The sequence below is a fragment of the Arthrobacter globiformis genome (genome assembly GCF_003261175.1).
Classification (GTDB): Bacteria; Actinomycetota; Actinomycetes; order Actinomycetales; family Micrococcaceae; genus Arthrobacter; species Arthrobacter globiformis_A.
The window spans coordinates 52,022-72,092 of the sequence record NZ_QLNP01000003.1 but is presented as its reverse complement, the minus strand read 5'-3'; the positions used below and the strand labels follow the sequence as shown (position 1 = coordinate 72,092).

The window sequence follows — 20,071 nt, the reverse complement described above, 5'->3', positions numbered from 1 at the left end:
CGGCCGCACTCTATCGACCGTACAGGAGGCTCCTGATTAAGTCACATTTAGGTAACGGGCATCACGACGACGGCGTGGCGCCTTGCGCGGGCAGTCTGACGGCAAACTCGGTACGGCCGGGCCGGGACGTAACCTCCACTGTGCCGCCGTGCGCCTCCACGATGGACTGCACGATGGACAGGCCCAGACCGCTGGTTCCCTCGGCCGACGCGACCACGGATTCCCCCTGCGATGCCGCGGTGCGGAGGGCCGTTTGCGCGCCTGCGCCAACGTCAGCAGTACCCTTCGCCGTCGCGGAGGCGGGAGCAAGCGGCGCCCGCGCCGGGGTCGCGCGTGACGCGTCTGCGCGGGCGAAACGCGCGAAGACCTTCTCCACGAATTCGGGCGGGATGCCGGCGCCGTCGTCCGTGACAGTAATCACAGCGCTGCCGTCCGCTGACCGCATCACGCCGGTGGTCACCGTGGTGCCGGGCGGGGTGTGCTTGCGGGCATTCGAGAGCAGGTTCACGAGGACCTGGTGCAGCTGCGATGCATCGCCCCGAACCGACACAGGTTCCTCGGGAAGGTCGAGGTGCCAAGCCCGGTCCGGTGCCATGACTTTTTCGTCGCTGACGGTCTCAATCACGAGTTGCGTAAGGTCCACGTCGCTGAGCTTGAGGGGCTGGCCGTCGTCGAGCCGGGCCAGCAGGAGGAGGTCCTCCACCAGGGCCGTCATGCGTTCCGACTGGCTCTGCACACGTGCCAGGGACCGCTGGCCGTCCGGAGTGAATTTTTCCGTCATACGCATCAGCTCGGTGTAGCCGCGGATGGCCGTCAGCGGCGTGCGGAGCTCGTGGGAGGCGTCCGCCACGAACTGCCGCACCTTCATTTCGCTTTCCTGCCGCGCCTCCAATGCGTTGGACACGTTGTCCAGCATCTGGTTCAGGGCGTGACCCACGCTGCCCACTTCGGTTCCGGGATGGGCGTTCGACGGCGGGACGCGGACGGCGAGTGCCACCTCACCGGCGTCCAGCGGCAGGCGCGACACCTGGGTGGCCACCTCGGAGAGCTGCTCCAGCGGTTTCATGGTGCGGCGGATGAGCACCGTCCCGGCCAGGCCGATCAGCACGAGGCCGCCCAGCGAGACGATGGTGATGGTCCACACCAACGACGTCAGGGTGTTCTGCTTTTCCGCCAGCGGGAGCCCGGTGACGATCACGTCCCCGTAGGGCGCCTGGGCGGCGACCAGACGGTAGGTGCCCGAGGACAGTGTGCGTTCGACGGGCGCACCGTCGGGGCGGAGCTCCAGGAGGACCTGGTCGTCCGCCGCGGACAGCGTGGCGAGAGTGGCGTCCGTGGCAATGAAACCTGCGCTGATGACGGTGCCGTCCTCGATCCGGGCCGTCACGGTGCCGACCCTCTGGCCGCGGGCGCCCAGCGGGTCTGGTTTGGTGCCAGGGTTGCCCTGCGGTGGCCGCCCGAACTCGCTGGAGCGGTGCGCCGCATCCGAGAGCTGCTTGTCCAGCTGCTGGGTCAAATAGGAGTCCATCGAGGCGTAGCTGAACAGGCCGATTGCGCCGCAAATGGCCACCAGAAGCGCCATGGCAACGAGAACCAGGCGCGTGCGGAGGTGCCAGGTGTCCGGCTTCAGCCAGCTTCGGCGCTGGGTACGGGCTGCACCGGAAAGGTTTGCCACGGCCTACTCTGCAGGCTTGATGACGTAGCCCGCGCCGCGGACCGTGTGGATCATCGGCGGGTGCACGGCATCCACCTTTTTGCGCAGGTACGAGATGTACAGTTCGACGATGTTGGCCTGGCCGCCGAAGTCGTAGTTCCACACCCGGTCCAGGATCTGGGCCTTGCTGACCACGCGCTTGGGGTTCTCCATGAGGTAGCGCAGGAGCTCGAACTGGGTGGCTGTCAGCTGCAGCTCGTCGCCGGCGCGGGTGACTTCGCGTGTGTCGAGGTTCAGGACGAGGTCGCCCACCACCAGCTCGGCGGAGTCCATGGCGGCGACGCCGGAGCGCTGGACCAGCCGGTGCAGGCGCAGCAGGACTTCCTCCATGCTGAACGGCTTGGTGACGTAGTCGTCGCCGCCCGCGGCGAGGCCCACGATGCGGTCCTGTACGGCATCTTTGGCGGTGAGGAACAGCGCCGGGACCTCCGGCGCGAAGGCCCGGATTCTGCTCAGAAGCTCGACGCCGTCGAACCCGGGAAGCATCACGTCAAGCACCAGCACGTCCGGGCGGAACTCCTTGGCGAGCTTCACGGCCTCCGGGCCGTCGGCCGCGATGGCCACCGACCAGCCGGCCATGCGCAGGCCCATGCTCATGAGTTCTGAGAGGCTCGGTTCGTCATCGACCACAAGGGCACGGATGGGGGATCCGTCCGGGTGGGTCAGCTGGGGAAGGTTGTTGGTCATGGAGTGCGAAGTGGCCATGTGACAACTCTCCGTTCTGGTGTTTAGCCGCCGCTTTGGCAACCCTGTGCGTCAGCTGTGAATCCCAGCGTAGCGAGCTGAAAGGCGCTGCGTAGCTATTTTTCAGGTGACAGACCCTGGACCCTGAAGCGAGGCCCGGTGGCAGAGGCGCCACAAGCGAACCGGGCGGCCGCCGTCGTTCTGACGAATTTGACCACCGCCCCCACCCGCGCTCGGCTGAAAATTCTTCGTTCGAGGCGCGTCATAGCTGGACAATCGGCGAATCGGAGATGCGGGTTTTCGGCAACTCAAATGTCATTGAATATTCGCCGACTTTTCGGGGAAAAATCGAAGAAGATTCTGTAAGGAGAGCTTTCCGACCGTCCGTTCTGGAAAATAAATCGAAAAATCGGTCAACGGAAAAACTGTGAGGTATCACACAATCAGGCCGTTTGTCTCAACATGCGGACAGTTCCGTCCATTGTTACTTGCAAGTTTTCATTGTTACGTTGCACACTTTCAAATGTGAACAAGAACTCAACAGCACCTGCAGCCGCAGAACATTGGCCCAGCACACCAGCTGCTGCCGACATGCGCTGTTGTCGAATGCACGCCTAACTTTCACCACCCCACGAAGTTTTTAGGCATTCGCCCCCAGCCCAGCGTAGGGCGCCCCTCCCCAAAATCATTGCGGGGACCCAAGCATTCGAGCCGCGATGACGGCCATTCACATTGAGGTAAGCATTCATGTCAGTTGCATCCGGATACGTCCACATCTCAGTCCGTAACGCCAACAAAGCAGGCCAGGCGTCGGGCCTGCGGCAGGGATTCGCCGCCCGCCCCGCTTTCGCCCAGGGCGGCCAGGCAAACAGTGTTCCCGCCGCTCCGGGTTACGCACCCCAGGGCTACAACCCGAACTCCTACGGCCAGCTGCGCGCCGTCCAGGCTGACGAAGCCGTGCCGCTCACCGCGCCCACGCCTCTTGTGGCCCCGGCCGCCGCGCCGGTCCGCGCCGTACCCAATGAAAACGTTGCCCGCGGATTCGTCCTGTACATGGGCATTGACGAGGAAACCGCGGCTGCCGCCGGCACCTCGATCGCCAAGCTTGCCCAGGAGATCCGGGCTTATGCCCAGTCGCTGGTTACCGGAGCCGAGAGCTACGCCGCCGTCGCTGTGGCCCCGTCCAGCGCCCCCGGTTCAGCCCTCGACGTCGTCCGTTCCACCTTCGGCGACCCCACGGTCAATGCCCGGCAGCGCACCGAGACCGCCCGCGTGCAGCCGGCCCAGGATCCCCGCCCGTCGGGTGTCCTGATCGACCTCGCCCGCCGCGAGGTGCACCTCGACGGCGAGTCCCTGAACCTGACGTTCAAGGAATTCGAACTGCTCAACTACCTCGTGGAGAACGGCACCCGCACCGTGGGCCGCGACGAACTGCTCGAGGGCCTGTGGCGGAACGCCGAAGAAGTGCCGAACGAGCGCACCATCGACGTCCATATCCGCCGCCTGCGCTCCAAGCTGGGCCGCCTCGCCAACACCGTGCGTACCGTCCGTGGCCAGGGCTACCGCTTCTACGAACACCCTGAGGTCGTTGTCTGGGCCGCTCCGGAGTACTCGATCTAGTCCGTAGGCGACGCGCCAAAGCGGCTTTGCGAGTTCGGGGCCATCGAGCACTGGCCTCCGCGGCTAGTAGGGTGAGTCCATGAGTGCGCACCACAAGAAGCGGCTGGTCCTTATGCGCCACGCCAAAGCCGACTGGCCGGGCGGGGTGGCAGACCATGAGCGTCCTTTGGAGGAGCGTGGCCACCGCGAGGCCCCCCTTGCGGGCAAGTGGCTGCTCAAGCACAACATCGTCCCGGATTTCATCCTTTGCTCCAGTGCTCTGCGAACGCGGCAAACGTGCACCTGGGTGTGTAGTGAACTCGGTGAGAAGGCTCCGACGCCGAAACTTGAGGACGGGCTCTACGGCGCCTCCGCGCTGCGTATGCTTGCGGTCATCAACCACGTGCCGGACACCGTGACCACGCTGATGGTAATCTCCCACATGCCCGGCGTGCAGGACCTGGCCATGCACTTGGCCTCACGGAATTCCAATCACGACGCCTACATGGATGCCGCAACGCGGTTTCCCACGAGCGGGCTGACCGTGCTGGAGACAGAGAAGCCTTGGGCGGAGCTGGATGGCCAGGATGCCAAGCTCACGCACTTCAAGGTTCCGCGCGCACACTAGCCGCACCCCCTGCCCCTAGGGAACGGGCCGGGAGGTGCCGGTCCGGCCCAACGCGTTGCCGCAGTATTAGCGGCCGGGCGTCCGTCCGCCGGACCGCTGGGCGCGCGCTGGCTGGGCACTTTTCCGCGGGGTCGGTTGCTGAGCGTGCTTCTGCTGAACAGGGCGCTGCCCTGGCTGCCTGGCGCCCGCGGGAAGCCTCGCTGCAGGACGGGCCGAGCCTGCGCCCCGGACGGGACCTGCACCCCGGGGCCCGGGCATGCCAGCGGGTCGGGGGAGTGCGTTCCGCTGCAGCCGCCTCCGGGACGGCCAGACCGCCGCGCAAAACAGCACCAGCAGCGTCAGGCATCCCGAGGCCGCCGCAAGGTAGAAGTAGATGTCCGAATCCCGGGTGGTCGCGGCCTGGCCCAAGGCGGCAGCATCCTGGTTGAAGGCGAGCCCCCACGTGCGCAGGAAGGCGATGCTGCACCCGATGAACAGGCTGGTTCCCACCCCGCCCGCCAGCAGGGCGAGGTAACGGTGGCGGGCGAAGGCTTCCGCCACGGACGCCACGTACCCCACGGCCACGGCGCCGAGAAATGCAACCAGCGCTGCTTCTTCGAGCGTGATGGACGTCAGCACCAGCAGGCCTGCCGCTGCGGCAAACGCACCGATCGCTGTCTTTCCGCTGTTACCCATGTGACGCATGGGACTAATCATCCACGAGGATCGGGCCCCTTCAGCACGTAGCCGCGCATGATCGTCATGATGGCTGCAACGCTTTGGTCACGGCTCCGTTCGGGGTTGTATGTCTGGCGGTCCAGACCCACCACGAAGCAGGCGCCAAACACGGCCGCTTCCAGGCTTCCCCGGGAAATGCTGGCGTCCACCGGGTACTGCGCAGCAACGCGTTCGATTGCCGTGCCGATCACGCGCAGGAGCCTGGTCCGGAGCTCGGCGAAAGTGTCCTGCCATTCGCTCGGCGTCCGCCACTGTTCGCCCACCCACAGCCTTGCGAAGGACGGATACTCGGCCATGAAGTCCATGGCCTGGCCGATCATTGCCTCCATGCCGGCCAGCGGGTCCGCGGTCGCACCCGTCACGCTGAGCAGTCGGGCTTCGAGGATGTCGACGCCGTGCCGCAGGAGCTGGGCGATCAGGTCGGACTTGCTGCCGAAGTTGTAATAGACGGTTCCCTTGGACACGCCGGCCGCAGCGGCGATCTCGTCCACCGTCACACCTGATGCGCCGCGTTCCCCGATCAGGTCCATGGATGCCTCGAACAGCTTCTGCTTTGTGGCATTGGTCCGGCCGGGGCGGAGCTTCCTTGGTGCAACGGGTTCCTGGTCCGCCTCCAGCGTGCTCATACGGCGATCTCCGGTTTCAGGGTCTTAAGGGTCCAGAACTTGTTCCTGCGGACGGCCAGCGTCGAAAGTGCCATCCCCAGCAAAGTGTAGCCAAACAGCCCCGCCACGGTGGCCGGGATCAGGGAAAGGTCCGCCCCGTAGACCAGGTGCCGCATCCCATCCACCACGTAACCCATGGGGAGGACCCGGTGGACGGCGTGCAGCGGCTCCGGCGTGGTCTGCCACGGGAAAGTGCCGCCGGAGGAGACCAACTGCAGCACGAGCAGGATGAGGACAACCAGCTTCCCCGGCGAACCGAGCAGTGCCACCACGCCCTGGATGATGGCGCTGAATGCCATGGCGGCTGCCAGCAGGAACAGCCACATCAGCCACGGATGGGCGGGATGCAGCCCAAGGCCCACATTGACGACGACGGTGAGCAGGCTCGCCTGCACGGCCGACACCGCCAGGAACGGAAGCCAGCCCCCGACCGCGATCTTCCAGGCCGGCGCGTTGGAGGCCAGGGCGCGCTGGGTGATGGGCCGCATGGCCTGGACCAGCATGAAGATGCCGATCCACAGGGCCAGTGTCATGAAGAAGGGGGCCAGTCCGGCACCGTAGGAGCCCGCCTTTGCCTGCGAGACGTTGCTGACGGCCACGGGGTCGGACATCACGGCCGAGAGGCTGCTTTTCTGCGAGTCATCCGGGTGGGGGACCTTGCCGGCGCCCTGGGCCAGCCCGTCAGCCAGTTTCCCGGCACCGGCAGCCGCGGTGCCGGCTCCGCTCTCCAGCTGCGCCGCACCGTCGTCGAGCTTTTGGGCACCCGCCGAAAGGGCGGCGGAACCGTCCACCGCCGTCTGCTCGCCGGAAGCCAGCGCTGCTGCTCCGGCTGCCAGCCGGTCTGCCCCGGCGGACGCCGTCGAGATGCCGCCGGTCAACGCGGGTGCGGCGGCGGCCAGCCGTGCCGCGCCGGCACTTACCGCAGCCGATCCGTCGGAAAGCCGCTGGATCTGCGCGGCGTCTGACTGGATCTTCGCCTTGGCCTCGCTGACCGGGCCGGAGGCAGCCGCGGAATCAACTTCCGCGAGCACCCTGTCCGACTGTTCCTGGGTCAGGACGCCGGCGGCCACCAGCTTGCTGTTGGACTCCTGCAGCCGGCTGCGGAGGCCATTTTCTGCTGCCCCGAGCTGCCCGACGGCGTCCTGCACTTTGCTGTTAAGTGCTGCGTTTCCTGCCGCAACCTGCGCGGCGCCGTCAGCGAGGCGCTGCGAGTCGGCCGGAAGCCCGGCCGTCTTGTCGCGCAACTCCGCCAGCCCAGCGCTCAGCTGTCCGGCGCCGGCCGAGAGTTCGTTGGCCCCGTCACGAAGCCTGACCTGGCCGTTGTACAGGTCGGCCGCCCCGGTTTCCAGCTTCCCGGTTCCCTCATGCAGGGTGACCGTGCCGTCGTGCAGCCGGGTGACGCCGTCGGCCAGTTGGACAGCGCCGTCGGCCGCCTTCACCATCTGGGTGTGGATGGTGCCGAAGCCGGTGAGGAGCTGGTTGGCTGTCTCCGCACCGACTTCCTTGGCCACCGACGCATGGACGGCAGTGGTCAGCTTGTCCACGATGGTGCTCAGAAGGTAATTGTTGGCGTCGTTGGTGGTGACGTTGAGCATGGCCTGGGTCGCCGAATTGAAGCTGCCCGGCGAGGCGAGGTTGGCAGAGAAGTCCTTGGGGATCCTGAGGGCAAAGGCGTACTTTCCGTCGCTGACGCCCTGGTCCGCTTCCGCGGCGGAGTGGACAGTCTGCCAGTTGAACACGTGTCCGTCGAGGAGGCTGTCCGCCACCTTCTGCCCGGCCTCGAGCCGCGTTCCGTTGCCGCTGGCCGCCCCGGTGTCCTCCATCACGAGCGCGGCGTCAATCCGGTCGAGGTTGCCGTACGGATTCCAGTTGGCGTAGAGGTACACCGCGCCATAGAGCAGCGGCACCAGGGCTAGGGCCAGAATGGTCAGCTTGGGCAGCAGCCCGCCGGTCATGCGCTTGAGCTCGGAGCGCGCCAGCCGCAGGACAGTCACTTGGCCACCTCTTCCGTCACGCTGCAGTTTCCGTCCACATCTTCGGACTTCGGGGGCGTTTTGCGGCCATTATCTGGACAAAAACTCGCCGTGGAGGGGCGGCGGACCGCATTGCCGATCTCCGCGGTCGGTCCGGTCCAGCCGTCCGGGAGAGACGTAACGGTTGCGACGACGGCGAGGGGCCGGCCGCCGTCGTACGCCAACTCCGTGAGACGGGGCAGCCAGTGGGCAGAATCGGAACCGTGCCGGTCGGGGGAGTCCACCACGAGGAGGTCCGTGCCGGGGTTGGCAAGGGCCAGCGCCGTGAGGAGCTCGGTGCGCCGCGCCGCCGGGAGCTGTTCCGTCCACATGCCGGCGACGTCCTCAAAGCGGTTGACCTTCAGCCACGGCTTGCTGCGCAGGGCGCCGCGGTAGCGCCGGGGGATCAGGGCCAGATCCTCGGTCACCAGGTCGGCGACGCTCAGGTGCTGTTCGGGTTCGTTGACGCCTGGGGAGTCCACCAGGGCGCTGGCGCGGCGGAGCGGCCTTATTCCTGCTGAGCCGTCCCAACTGGCAGTGCCGCCGTCGGGCTTCATCCGGCCGCTCAGGACCAAGGTGAGGGCCGTGCGCTGGTCCTGGCGGTCGCCGGTTACCAGCAGCAGTTGGCCGCGGGCCACCTGCAGTGAGGTCGGCGGCAGGAGGTCGAGCCGCCGGCCTTTGACGCTGAGCTGTCGTGCGCAGAGCAAAGCGGGCCTTTCGCAGAAGTTGTCTGCTTCAAGGCTAACCGAACTGACTAGTCAGTTCAAATAAAGATCAGAGCCCGTACTTTTCCAGCAGCCGCAGCCAGACCTCGCTGACGGTGGGATAAGAGGGCACGGCGTGCCAGAGCCGGTCCAGCGGAACTTCCCCGACGACGGCGATCGTCGCCGCGTGCAGGAGTTCGGCGACGTCGGGCCCCGCGAAGGTTGCGCCGAGCAGCACCTTGCGGTCCTCGTCCACCACCAGCTGCGCCCAGCCCTTGTAGTTCCGGGCGTGCAGGGAGGAGCCAGCCACTTCGATGGGCAGCTCCACCGAGGATGCGTTGTAGCCGTCCGTGCGGGCCTGCTCCAGCGACCTGCCGACGTTGGCCAGCTCGGGGTCGGTGAACACCACGTTGGGAATGGCGTGTTCGTCGGCTGTCTGCGCGTACCGGCTCCACGGCTCAGGGTCCCCGCGCAGCTCGCCCTTGGCCCGGGCGGCAATGGCGGCGCCGGTGGCCCGGGCCTCGTACTTGCCCTGGTGGGTCAGCAGTACCTTGCCCGCCGCGTCGCCCACCGCGTACAGCCAGCGGCCGCCGTCGTTGCCCGAGGCTCCGGCCACCAGGCCGGTGGAGTCGGTGCTGATGATCAGCGGCTTGCCGTCGCTGGCGGACAGCCCCACGTTTTCCAGCCCGATCCCGTCCAGGGCGGGCCTCCGGCCGGTCGACACCAGCAGCTGGTCCACTGTGACGGTGTCGCCGCCGTCGAGCGTGAGCGTCAGGGAACCGTCCGAATTCCTGTGGACGCTGCGGGTCTTGGCGTCGAGCCGGAGCTCCACGCCGTCGGCGCGCAGGCCGGCGGCCACCAGTTCCGCTGCCTCAGTGGGAAAATTGCGCAGCAGCCCGCTGCGCGCCACCAGCGTGACCGTGGACCCGAGGCGGGCAAAAGCCTGGGCAAGCTCGGTTCCGGCGACGCCGCCGCCCAGCACGCCAAGCCGTCCGGGGACCTCCTTTGCCGAGGTCGCCTCCCGCGTGCCCCAGTACTCAACGTCGCTCAGCCCGTCGACGGGCGGCCGGTTGGGCGTGGAGCCGTTGGCAAGCACGACGGCGTGACGCGCCGTGAGTGCGTAAGCGTCGCCGTCCAGCCCGGCGACTCCCACTGTCCGCTCGCCGGTGATGCGTGCCCGGCCGCGGATCAGCTCGATGCCTGCGCTCTCCACCCATTCCACCTGGCTGGCATCCTGCCAGTGGGACGTGAAGGAGTCGCGCCGCTTGAGGACCGCGGCCGCATCAAGCGTTCCTGTCACGGCCTCGCTGGCGCCTGGAACTGACTGGGCCCCGTGCAGTGCGGTGCCCGGCCGCAGCAGTGCCTTGGATGGCATGCACGCCCAGTAGGAGCATTCGCCGCCCACCAGTTCAGCTTCCACCAGAACCGCCGTGAGGCCGCCCTGCACTACCCGGTCCGCGGCATTTTCCCCTGCCGCGCCGGCGCCGATCACAATGACATCGAATTCCCGTTCAACAAGACGTGGCATGGCAAAAGCCTACGCCCACGCCTGCCGCGGATTTCGGCAGGCGCTGCCGTAACAATGGACCCCGCCGTTCTGGGGACATGGGACATCCGCTACGGTGAGGAAAAGTACGGACAGTGCAAAGGAGCCTTCCATGCAGCCCTCCCACGTGGTTCCGCCGGCCCGCTTCGGCGCCCAGGCGCGCCTGCGCGCCCTGCAGTCGGACATCATGGAGCTCATCCTGGACCGTGAACTGGAGCCGGGCGACGCCCTTCCCACCGAAAACGAGCTGTGCCTCGCGCTCGGCGTGGGCCGGAATACCCTGCGGGAGTCGCTGAAGGTCCTGCAGGCGCTGGGGGTCATCGAGATCCGCCACGGCTTTGGCATGTTCGTTGCGACCAGCAATTTCGAATCCCTCGCCGACGGCCTGATTTTCCGCGGGCGGCTCTCGCTGCGGCACCACGGCCGGGAAGCGCGGCAGCTCGTGGACGTCCGGCACGCGCTGGAGGCGGGGCTTATTGGCAGCGCAATGGACGAGATGACGGCCGAACAGCTCGCGGCCATCGAGGAGTCCGTGGTCCGAATGGAGGAGAGCGCGGAGGCCGGGGAAGCCTTTGTGGAAGCCGATGCTGAGTTCCACCGCAGGCTCTTTGAACCCCTTAGTAATGAGCTCCTGCTAAACCTGCTAGGAGTCTTCTGGAAGGTTTACCGCAAGATCTATGCCGAGGTTGGACCCGGCGTGGAGGACCTGCCGGGACTCGCTGCAGTCCACCGGAACATCTATTCGGCCGTCGCTGCCGGGGACAAGGCCAGGGCAGCCCGCGAGCTGACGCACCACTTCGAGGGGTTCCGGCAGCGGATACGGGAGGCAGTTGCCGAATAGGAAGCCCGGTTCTGGACTAACCCATGCTTAACGCAGAAGGTCCGCATCGGTTTCCCGATGCGGACCTTCTCGCTGTGCGCCCAAAGGGATTCGAACCCCTGACCTTCTGTTCCGTAGACAGACGCTCTATCCAGCTGAGCTATGGGCGCATCTTCCGGTTCCCGGCGAGTTTTTCGCTCGCCCCGAACCTCGATTAACTTTACGCGAGGACAGCGGGAGTTCCAAATCGAGGACCCTGTAATTTACGCAACTAGACCGGTCTATGTGACCTTCGTCACCAATTTCGACTTTTCTAAATAAAAATTCCGCGAATTTCCGCGGAAGTTGGGTCCCGGCGGGCAGGACATCCGATGTCTGACCGCGAATTGGTCCAGATCATCAGAAATAGCATTTAGCACACACCACTGAACCCGAGGAAGGGAACTGCAATGGCCCACCTGGCGCGACTGCCGCTGCTTGAGAAAGCACCCACCACCCATGCCGGTCTGCTGGCCTGGGTTGAAGAGGTCGCTGGGCTCACCCAGCCGGACCGGATTCACTGGGTCGACGGCTCCGAGGAAGAAAACACCCGCCTCACCGACGAACTCGTCGCGGCCGGCACCCTGAAGCGGTTGAACCAGGACCTGTTCCCCAACTCCTTCGCTGCCTTCTCGGACCCCGCTGACGTGGCCCGCGTTGAAGAGCAGACGTTCATCTGCTCTGAGAAGGAGCACGACGCAGGCTTCACCAACAACTGGATGGCCCCGGCGGAGATGAAGGAGAAGCTGCGCGGGCTGTTCTCCGGCTCCATGCGCGGGCGCACCATGTACGTCATCCCGTTCGTCATGGGCCACCTCGACGCCGAGGACCCGAAGTTCGGCGTCGAGATCACCGACTCGGCTTATGTTGTCGCCTCCATGCGCATCATGGCCCGCATCGGCACGGACGTCCTGAACCGGATCACCCAAACCAACGCCTTCTTCGTTCCGGCCCTGCACTCCCTGGGTGCTCCGCTGGAGGCCGGCCAGGCAGACGTCCCGTGGCCCTGCAACCCGGACAAGTGGATCGTGCACTTCCCCGAAGAGCGTTCCATCTGGTCCTTCGGCTCCGGCTACGGCGGAAACGCGCTGCTGGGCAAGAAGTGCTATGCCCTGCGCATCGCCTCGGTCATGGCCCACGACGAGGGCTGGCTTGCCGAGCACATGCTCATCCTCAAGCTCACCTCGCCTGAACAGAAGACGTACTACGTCTCGGCTGCCTTCCCGTCTGCCTGCGGCAAGACCAACCTTGCCCTCCTGGACCCCACCATCAAGGGCTGGAAGGTCGAGACCCTCGGCGACGACATCACCTGGATGCGGTTCGGCAAGGAAGGCGAGCTCCGCGCCGTCAACCCCGAGGCCGGCCTGTTCGGCGTGGCCCCCGGCACCGGCTGGGGCACCAACCCGAACGCCATGCGCGCCATCGCCAAGGGCAACAGCATCTTCACGAACGTCGCGCTGACCGACGACGGCGGCGTTTGGTGGGAGGGCATGACCGAGGAAACCCCGGCGCACCTCACCGACTGGCAGGGCAACTCCTGGACGCCCGAGTCCGCCAAGCCGGCAGCCCACCCGAACTCGCGCTTCTGCACCCCGATCGACCAGATCGACATGCTGGCCGAGGAGTACCACAGCCCGAACGGCGTGGAACTGTCCGCCATCCTGTTCGGCGGCCGCCGCAAGACCACCATCCCGCTGGTCACCGAGGCCCGCGACTGGACCAACGGCATCTTCATGGGCTCCACCCTGTCGTCCGAGACCACCGCTGCTGCGGCCGGTGCCGTCGGCGTGGTCCGCCGCGACCCCATGGCCATGCTTCCGTTCATCGGCTACGACGCAGGCGACTACCTGAACCACTGGGTCAACCTGTCCGCCAAAGCTAACCCGGAGCGCCTGCCCAAGATCTTCCTGGTCAACTGGTTCCGCCGTACCGCTGAGGGTGGCTTCGCCTGGCCGGGCTTCGGGGACAACGCACGTGTCCTGAAGTGGGCCATCGAGCGGCTCGAAGGTAAGGCCGACGCCGTGGAGACCCCCATCGGCTTCGTCCCGACCGGCGACGCCATCGACCTCGACGGGCTCGACATGACCCCCGCTCAGGTGGAGGACGCCGTCCGCGTCGACGCCGACGAGTGGAAGACCGAGCTCGCTTCGATCGAAGAGTGGTTCGCCAACTTCGGCGATTCGCTGCCCGCAGCGCTCCAGCAGGAGCTCGACGGCCTGAAGTCCCGTCTGGCCTAGACCAGTACGACGGCGGCCCCGCACCTTTTTCTTCAGAGGTGCGGGGCCGCCGTCGTCCGTTCTGGAGTTTTCGTCCAGATAATAGGGGCTAGGCGGCCAGCCAGATGTCCGGTCCGAAGACCTCGTAGTGGATCCGTGTTGCGGGGATGCCTGCCTCGATGGCCTCGTTGCGGATGTTTTTCGCGCCAGGGCGAAAGTCATCGATCCGGTGCCGGCGGGGGTCTTCTCGACGACGGTCCACGGCATCCACATCTGCGTGTTCGCCTGGGCCGCGTAGAGGCCCTTCTCCAGCTTGATCAGGGCATCGGCCATGAGCCAGTAGACCTCGGTCCAGGCTTCGGCAATCTCCGGCGTGATGACCTTTGAAATACCTGTATTTGTAAATACGAGTATTGGCGCGCCTCAATTTCTACACCCCGTAGAAGTGAATTCAAATCCCGTGCAACCGGGGAACGGCTGACTGGGGCGCGAGTCAGACGCCGGGGCGGAGCCCGATGGCCTCGAAGACGGGTGTCATCTGCCGTGAGGTGGGCAGGTTGGCCACCACGACGCCGTCGAGCTCGCGGTAAAAGGCCTCGCGGGCCCGCGCCAGGGCTCCACGGAGCCTGCATTCGCTGATGAGGGGGCAACTGCCGGCCGGGCCAATGCACTCGGCGGGGTCCTCGCGGGTGTCCAGTTCCCGCAGGACCTGGCCCACGGTCACACGGCGGCCGGCTGCGCTGAGCCTCGAGCCTCCGTTGCGGCCGCGCTCCACATCAATCAGCCCGAGCATACGCAGCTTTGCCACGGCCTTGCTGACATGGTTGTACGGGGTGTTGACGGCGTCCGCGACGTTTTGGGTGGTGAGCAAGCCGCCCTCGGGCGCGGCAGCGAGCACCATGAGGGCGCGCAGGCTGACGTCCGCGAAGGCGTTGATTTTCATGCTTCTAGCCTAAATGACCTGGGCAAATCGACGTTGGGTCCGGGGCGCACAGGGTGGCTGTGCGCCTGATGACCGGCGCAATTCACCGTTTCGCCCGGTCTAGTCCGCCCAAATGACAGGCTCGTTGGAGTCGGCGGCAAGGTCGCCGAACTCCCACTCACCGCCCTCGGTGGTGGGGGAGTACGGCAGGACGGCTGCGAACACCGCGCCGTCCCGGTGTTCGGTGGCCACATGGATGGCGTCCGAGTCCTCCTCGACCAGGGTGATGTCGCAGACGACGGCGGCGGCGCGGAACTCGTCCCGGTGCTGGCGCAAAAGTTCCGTGATGTCCCGGATCATCGCGTCGGCGTCGAACTCACTGTCCCCGTCGGCCTCCGGATCCGCCGGAGAAACAGCGACGAGGCGGACGTCGCCGTCGTTCTCCACCACAAGGGCGAACGGCAGGAACCCGCCACTGCGCTCAAGCTGCTCCTGGGCCGCCGCCAATCCGGTGCCCAGCAGGTTTTCCAGATCCGTAGCCGTGGACTCCGGCACGGATGCGCGCCACGATGACTGGGCCGGGGTTGAGTCGGGTGATGCCATGAGGCCGTCCTAGCTGCGGACCAGGGCCAGCACGCGGTCGCGCACCCGCTCCATCGTGGCCCGGTCCGTGGCTTCGGCGTTCAGCCGCAGGTACGGTTCCGTGTTGGAGGGGCGCAGGTTGAACCAGAAGCTGCCGTCGGCGGCGGTGAAGGTGCTGCCGTCGAGGTGGTCCACCACCACGTCCTCGGTCTCGAAATCGGCCCGGACGCGCTCCACGGCGCCGGCCTTGTCCTCGATTTCCGAGTTGATTTCGCCGGAGGAAACGTACGGTTCGTACTCCCGGCCGAGCTCAGACAGCGGGCCGTCCTGTTCACCCAGTGCGGCCAGCACGTGCATGGCGGCAAGCATGCCGGTGTCCGCGTTCCAGAAGTCACGGAAGTAGAAGTGGGCGGAGTGCTCCCCGCCGAAGATGGCGCCTTCCTCTGCCATGACGGCCTTGATGAAGGAGTGGCCCACCCGGGTGCGTACCGCCCGGCCGCCGTCTTCGGCGACGAGCTCCGGCACCGCGCGGGAGGTCAGGAGGTTGTGGATGATGGTGGGGTTTGCCTCGCCCTGCGCCTTCGCGCGGGCGATTTCGCGGCGGGCCACCATGCCGGTGATGGCCGACGGCGAGACCGCCTCGCCCTTTTCGTCGATGACGAAGCAGCGGTCGGCGTCGCCGTCGAACGCCAGGCCGATGTCCGCGCCGTGTTCGACGACGGCGGACTGAAGGTCGCGCAGGTTTTCCGGCTCGAGGGGGTTGGCCGGGTGGTTCGGGAAGGAGCCGTCCAGTTCGAAGTAGAGCGGAACGATGTCGAAGGGCAGCTTCGGCAGCAGCGTGTCGCCCAAGACGGCGGGCGTGGTGAGTCCGGCCATGCCGTTGCCGGCGTCCACCACCACCTTGAGCGGGCGCGAGCCGGAGAGGTCAACCAGCGTGCGCAGGTACTCGGCGTAGTCCTTCAGCACGTCCCGGACGCCGATCTGGCCCTGCGTTTCCGCAGCGGGAATGGAGCCCGTGTTCAGGTACTGCTCGGCGAGCGCCTGGATCTCCTTGAGGCCGGTTTCGGAGGAGATGGGGACGGCGCCGGCCTTGGCCATCTTGATGCCGTTGTATGCGGCGGGGTTGTGGCTCGCGGTGAACGTTGCGCCTGCGGCGTTCAAGGCTCCGCACGCGTAGTACAGCTCGTCCGTGGAGATCAGGTCCAGCAGCTGGACGTTGGCTCCCCGCCTGGCCGCACCGCTGGCGAACGCCTTGCTGAACTCGGGGGAGGACGGGCGCATGTCACCGCCCACCAGGACCGTCTGTCCCTCAAGGCCAAGCACGTCAACGAATGCTGCGCCCACGGCTTCGACGATTTCAGCCGTGATGGATTCGCCCACGATGCCGCGGACGTCATACGCCTTGAACGAGGCCGAAAGGTCAAAAGTACGGGTCTGGTCGCTAGTCACGGCACTTATCTTACGGGCACGCGGCCGGCGGCCTGTGAAGGGGAAGTCACAGAAGTGCGCGCCGGCTGTTGTCCACATGGCGGGTGCCCTGGGTTTGGTGTGTCAGAGGCGGCTGGGATACTGAATCAATGGCAAATAACCAGCACGCTCCTGTCCTTGCTTCTGCCCCCGGCCCCTCCGGTACCGGCGCCGGAAGGGACCAGGAAGCGGCGGCCACTGGGACCCGGGGTCAGGCCCTGTCGGTGCTGCGCGAGCTGGTAGGCCGGCCGGATGCCGACTTCCACGACGGCCAGTTTGAGGCCATAGAGGCGCTGGTCGACGGCGGCCGCCGGACGCTCGTGGTGCAGCGGACGGGCTGGGGAAAATCCGCCGTTTACTTCGTGGCGTCCCTGCTGCTCCGGCGGCGCGGGGCGGGACCCACTCTGATTGTTTCGCCGCTGCTGGCCCTGATGCGGGACCAGGTGGCCGCCGCCGCCCGGGCGGGTGTCCGGGCCGTGGCCATCAACTCAGCCAACCAGCTGGAGTGGGATACGGTGCGGGAGCAGCTTGCTGCCGACCAGGTGGATGTCCTGCTGGTGTCCCCCGAGCGGCTCACCAACCCTTCGTTCCGCGAGAACCAGCTGCCGGAACTCATCCGGCGCACGGGGCTGCTGGTGATCGACGAGGCCCACTGCATCTCAGACTGGGGCCACGACTTCCGGCCCGACTACCGTCGCATTGCCGACCTCATCGCCGAGCTGCCGGACGCCGTGCCCGTACTGGCCACCACAGCCACTGCCAACTCCAGGGTGGTCCACGACATCGAGGAACAGCTGGGCGACGGCGTGCTGACCATCCGCGGCGCATTGGGCAGGGAATCGCTGCGTCTCGGGGTCCTGGCGCTGCCCGATTCGCGCGAACGTCTCGGCTGGCTGCTCACGCACCTGGCTGATCTGCAGGGCAGCGGAATCATCTACACCCTGACGGTCTCCGCCGCAGAGGACACCGCCAGGCTGCTCGCGGAGGCGGGCCACGAGGTACTGGCCTATACAGGCCGCACTGACCCGGCAGACCGGGAGAGGGCGGAGCAGCTCCTCAAGGACAACCAGGTCAAGGCACTGGTGGCCACCTCTGCGCTGGGGATGGGCTTCGACAAGCCGGACCTTGGTTTCGTGGTGCACCTCGGCGCACCGTCGTCCCCGGTCGCCTACTACCAGCAGGTGGGCAGGGCGGGCCGTGGCGCCGCCAATGCGGACGTCCTGCTCCTGCCAGGGTCCGAGGACCGCGAAATCTGGCAGTACTTCGCCACGGCCTCCATGCCCTCCGAGGAGAAGGCCACCGCTGTGCTGACCGCGCTGGCTGAGGCGGGCTCGGCCGTGTCCACGGTGGCTTTGGAAGCCCGGGTGGACCTGCGCCGGACGCCGCTGGAACTCCTGCTGAAGGTCCTCGCCGTGGACGGTGCAGTGGAACGGGTGGGCGGCGGCTGGCGCTCCACCGGGATGCCCTGGACGTACGACGCCGAACGGTACCGCCGCATCGCGGAGGCCCGGGTGGACGAGCAGGACTCCATGGTCATCTACCAGGACACCGCCGGGTGCCGGATGGAGTACATCACCTCCGTCCTGGATGACGAGACGGCTGCCGCCTGCGGCCGCTGCGACAACTGCGCGGGGAGGTGGTTCCCCTCGGAGGTCGCCTCCACGGCCACGGAGGCTGCCGGGCAGACCCTCAGCCGTGCAGGCATCGTGCTGGAGTCCCGGCTCCAGTGGCCCAGCGGGATGGACCGCCTCGGGGTGCCGGTGAAGGGCAAGATCAAACCTGACGAAAACGTAGCGGACGGCCGGGTCCTCGCCAGGCTGACGGACCTGGGCTGGGGAGGGGCGCTGCGCGAACTCTTCGCGGCCGGGGCTCCGGACCGTGCCGTCGATCCCGGCATGCTGCAGGCCTGTGTCCAGGTGCTCCGCGAATGGGGCACAGGTGATTCCCGGATTCCGGGCTGGAGCGGCGCAGGCAGGCCGGCCGCGATCGTCAGCATGCCCTCGCGCAGCAGGCCCGAACTCGTGGACTCCCTGGCCCGTGGCATTTCCCAGATCGGCCGCATCCCGTACATCGGCCAGCTGCAGCTCGAGCACGGCGGGCCCACCGGCGGACGCGGCGGCAACAGCGCGTACCGGCTGGCCGGTGTGTGGGACCGTCTCGTGGTGGGGGAGTCACTGGCGGCAGAGCTCGCCGGCCTCGGCGGCGGCAGTGTGATGCTCATCGACGACCTCGTGGACAGCCGGTGGACCGTCACCGTCGCGGGACGCGCGCTCAGGCGGGCCGGTGCGGGCGCGGTGCTTCCGCTGGCACTGGCCCAGGCCGGCTGACCTCGGCCCCCGCGTGCCGGTGCAGCATAAGGCTGTCGGCGGTGCTGAGGAGCATCAGCACCGCAATTGACAGGAACGCGCCGCGGTAGGCGGCCACGCCGCTGCCGTCCGGTCCGGCCGACAAGATGGCGCCAAACCCGGACGAGAGCAGGGACTCCGACTCGAAGAGACGCAGCAGCAGGGCGCCCACCGCGATGCCGGCCCCCGTGGCCAGCTGCACAAGCGTCGCCGAGACGGCATTGGCCGAGGTCAGCTGCCCCGGCACGATGTCCGCGTACTGGACAGATGCGTATGCGGAGAAGCCGATGGATCGGAACGCCCCGCTGCACACGAGCAGCGTGAACACCAGCGGTTCAGGTGTGGCCGGGGTCAGCGTCGCGCAGAGGGCGAAGGTGGCAGCCGACGCCAGGGACGCGAACACCAGCACCGGCTTGAACCCGAAGCGCCTGATGAGCGGCGTCGTGGCGGGTTTGATGCCGATGTTCCCGATGAACACGGCGGCCACCATGATGCCCGCGTGCAGGGGGCTCCATCCGAATCCGTTCTGGAACATCAGCGGCAACAGGAACGGCACGGCACTAATGGTCAGCCGGTACATGAAGCCGCCCGAGTTGGTGGCCCGGAAGGTGCGGGTGCCGAACACCGTCAGGTCAAACAACGGGTGGGCCGCGCGTCGCATCCAGACGACCGCCGCTGCCAGCGCGAGAACCCCGGCCAGGATGCTGGGCCAGGTCCACAAGCCGCCGGGGTGGCCGCTGGCCAGTTCAAGGCCCGCCACCAGCGCGCCCACGCCGGCTGTCGTGAGGGCAAGCCCAAGCCAGTCCAGCCGGCGGGTCCGGTCGCCGGGAACGGCGGGAACCAGGCGCAGGGCGGCGAGGAAGGCCGCGGCGCCGAGCGGCAGGTTGATCAGGAAGATCCAGTGCCAGGACAGGTAGGTGGTCAGGGCGCCGCCCACGAGTGGTGCGAGGACCGGCGCCAGCAGCCCCGGCCAGACGAGGTAGGCGGTGGCGCGCAGCAGATCCGACTTTGGCGTCCCGCGAAGCACCAGCAGCGTACCGACCGGCACCATCATCGCCCCGCCCAGGCCCTGCAGGACGCGGCTGACGGTCAGCATCGTGAGGTCCTGGCTGGCGGCGCACAGCAGCGACGCCAGGGTAAAGACAGCGATGGCCAGGCAAAATATCCGCCGGGCCCCGAGGCGCTCCGCCAGCCAGCCGCTCAGTGGGATACCCATGGCCACTGTCATCAGGTAGGCGGTCATGGTGATGTTCACGCTGGCCGACGGCACCCCGAAGTCCCTGGCGATGCTGGGGATGGCGGTGGTCAGGACCGTGCCGTCGAGGAACTCCATGAAGAACGTGGCCGCCACCAGCAGGGCCAGCCTGGGGCTCCAGGCCTCGCTGGCAGAAAGCTTGTTCATGCAATCATC

17 protein-coding genes, 1 tRNA gene and 1 pseudogene are annotated in these 20,071 nt (G+C 67.0%); 5 read left to right on the top strand and 14 right to left on the bottom strand.

Going from position 1 to position 20,071, the window contains the following annotated elements:
• Positions 1–61: 61 nt before the first annotated feature.
• The gene (locus DBZ45_RS00355) at positions 62–1,675 is read right to left on the bottom strand and encodes a sensor histidine kinase (protein ID WP_111902005.1); all 1,614 of its coding nucleotides are present in this window, start codon (positions 1,673–1,675) and stop codon (positions 62–64) included.
• Between the two features lie 3 nt (positions 1,676–1,678).
• Positions 1,679–2,419, bottom strand: a complete 741-nt coding sequence (locus tag DBZ45_RS00350) for a response regulator transcription factor (RefSeq protein ID WP_111902004.1) — start codon at positions 2,417–2,419, stop codon at positions 1,679–1,681.
• Positions 2,420–3,145: 726 nt separating this feature from the next.
• On the opposite strand from DBZ45_RS00350, the gene DBZ45_RS00345 reads away from it, so the two are divergent.
• Together DBZ45_RS00345 and DBZ45_RS00340 are read left to right on the top strand one after the other, a co-directional pair.
• Complete coding sequence (locus DBZ45_RS00345) at positions 3,146–4,018, top strand: winged helix-turn-helix domain-containing protein (protein WP_111902003.1); 873 nt, start codon at positions 3,146–3,148, stop codon at positions 4,016–4,018.
• Positions 4,019–4,097: 79 nt separating this feature from the next.
• Positions 4,098–4,625, top strand: coding sequence for a SixA phosphatase family protein (locus DBZ45_RS00340; RefSeq protein WP_111902002.1), 528 nt, complete (start codon positions 4,098–4,100; stop codon positions 4,623–4,625).
• 66 nt (positions 4,626–4,691) lie between these two features.
• On the opposite strand, the gene DBZ45_RS00335 is transcribed toward DBZ45_RS00340, so the two are convergent.
• The 5 genes from DBZ45_RS00335 to DBZ45_RS00315 all read right to left on the bottom strand — a co-directional run bounded on the left by DBZ45_RS00335 (position 4,692) and on the right by DBZ45_RS00315 (position 10,251).
• Positions 4,692–5,300, bottom strand: a complete 609-nt coding sequence (locus DBZ45_RS00335; RefSeq protein WP_111902001.1) for a hypothetical protein — start codon at positions 5,298–5,300, stop codon at positions 4,692–4,694.
• A 17-nt stretch (positions 5,301–5,317) separates the two neighbouring features.
• Positions 5,318–5,968: a TetR/AcrR family transcriptional regulator gene (locus DBZ45_RS00330; protein ID WP_111902000.1), complete on the bottom strand. Its 651-nt coding sequence runs from the start codon at positions 5,966–5,968 to the stop codon at positions 5,318–5,320.
• Entirely contained in the window at positions 5,965–8,001 is a 2,037-nt protein-coding gene (locus tag DBZ45_RS00325) for a YhgE/Pip family protein (protein ID WP_111901999.1), read from the bottom strand. The genes DBZ45_RS00330 and DBZ45_RS00325 overlap by 4 nt, the downstream gene beginning before the upstream one ends.
• Positions 7,998–8,726: an ABC transporter ATP-binding protein gene (locus DBZ45_RS00320; RefSeq protein WP_111901998.1), complete on the bottom strand. Its 729-nt coding sequence runs from the start codon at positions 8,724–8,726 to the stop codon at positions 7,998–8,000. Before DBZ45_RS00320 ends, DBZ45_RS00325 begins: the two co-directional genes overlap by 4 nt.
• Positions 8,727–8,793: 67 nt before the next feature.
• Positions 8,794–10,251, bottom strand: coding sequence for a dihydrolipoyl dehydrogenase family protein (locus DBZ45_RS00315; protein ID WP_111901997.1), 1,458 nt, complete (start codon positions 10,249–10,251; stop codon positions 8,794–8,796).
• A 130-nt stretch (positions 10,252–10,381) separates the two neighbouring features.
• Between DBZ45_RS00315 and DBZ45_RS00310 the strand changes: the two genes are divergently transcribed.
• Positions 10,382–11,110 (top strand): FadR/GntR family transcriptional regulator, encoded by a 729-nt coding sequence (locus tag DBZ45_RS00310; RefSeq protein ID WP_111901996.1) that lies wholly within the window; start codon positions 10,382–10,384, stop codon positions 11,108–11,110.
• A 75-nt stretch (positions 11,111–11,185) separates the two neighbouring features.
• Here DBZ45_RS00310 and DBZ45_RS00305 read toward each other — a convergent pair.
• Positions 11,186–11,259: transfer RNA gene (locus DBZ45_RS00305), tRNA-Arg, on the bottom strand.
• Positions 11,260–11,538: 279 nt separating this feature from the next.
• Between DBZ45_RS00305 and DBZ45_RS00300 the strand changes: the two genes are divergently transcribed.
• A complete protein-coding gene (locus DBZ45_RS00300; RefSeq protein ID WP_111901995.1) occupies positions 11,539–13,365 on the top strand; it encodes a phosphoenolpyruvate carboxykinase (GTP) in 1,827 nt (608 codons plus the stop codon).
• Between the two features lie 88 nt (positions 13,366–13,453).
• Here the strand turns inward: DBZ45_RS00300 and DBZ45_RS22755 are convergent, their stop codons facing one another.
• From DBZ45_RS22755 to DBZ45_RS00280, 5 genes and pseudogenes are all read right to left on the bottom strand, one after another.
• On the bottom strand, positions 13,454–13,606 hold the full coding sequence (locus DBZ45_RS22755; RefSeq protein WP_190242946.1) for a hypothetical protein: 153 nt from the start codon (positions 13,604–13,606) through the stop codon (positions 13,454–13,456).
• A pseudogene (locus tag DBZ45_RS23065) lies at positions 13,552–13,734 on the bottom strand (hemin transporter); the annotation flags it as partial. The pseudogene DBZ45_RS23065 and the gene DBZ45_RS22755, both read right to left, overlap by 55 nt.
• 103 nt (positions 13,735–13,837) lie before the next feature.
• Entirely contained in the window at positions 13,838–14,287 is a 450-nt protein-coding gene (locus DBZ45_RS00290) for an RrF2 family transcriptional regulator (protein ID WP_111901994.1), read from the bottom strand.
• A gap of 99 nt (positions 14,288–14,386) precedes the next feature.
• Positions 14,387–14,869, bottom strand: coding sequence for a hypothetical protein (locus DBZ45_RS00285; protein ID WP_111901993.1), 483 nt, complete (start codon positions 14,867–14,869; stop codon positions 14,387–14,389).
• A gap of 9 nt (positions 14,870–14,878) precedes the next feature.
• The gene (locus DBZ45_RS00280) at positions 14,879–16,297 is read right to left on the bottom strand and encodes a phosphomannomutase/phosphoglucomutase (protein ID WP_111901992.1); all 1,419 of its coding nucleotides are present in this window, start codon (positions 16,295–16,297) and stop codon (positions 14,879–14,881) included.
• 128 nt (positions 16,298–16,425) lie between these two features.
• Between DBZ45_RS00280 and DBZ45_RS00275 the strand changes: the two genes are divergently transcribed.
• Positions 16,426–18,642 (top strand): RecQ family ATP-dependent DNA helicase, encoded by a 2,217-nt coding sequence (locus tag DBZ45_RS00275; protein WP_111901991.1) that lies wholly within the window; start codon positions 16,426–16,428, stop codon positions 18,640–18,642.
• On the opposite strand, the gene DBZ45_RS00270 is transcribed toward DBZ45_RS00275, so the two are convergent.
• Positions 18,587–20,062 carry an MFS transporter gene (locus DBZ45_RS00270; protein WP_111901990.1) on the bottom strand — a complete coding sequence of 492 codons (1,476 nt, stop codon included), beginning with the start codon at positions 20,060–20,062 and terminating at the stop codon, positions 18,587–18,589. The two genes, DBZ45_RS00275 and DBZ45_RS00270, sit on opposite strands and share 56 nt — an antisense overlap.
• Between the last annotated feature and the right edge of the window lie 9 nt (positions 20,063–20,071).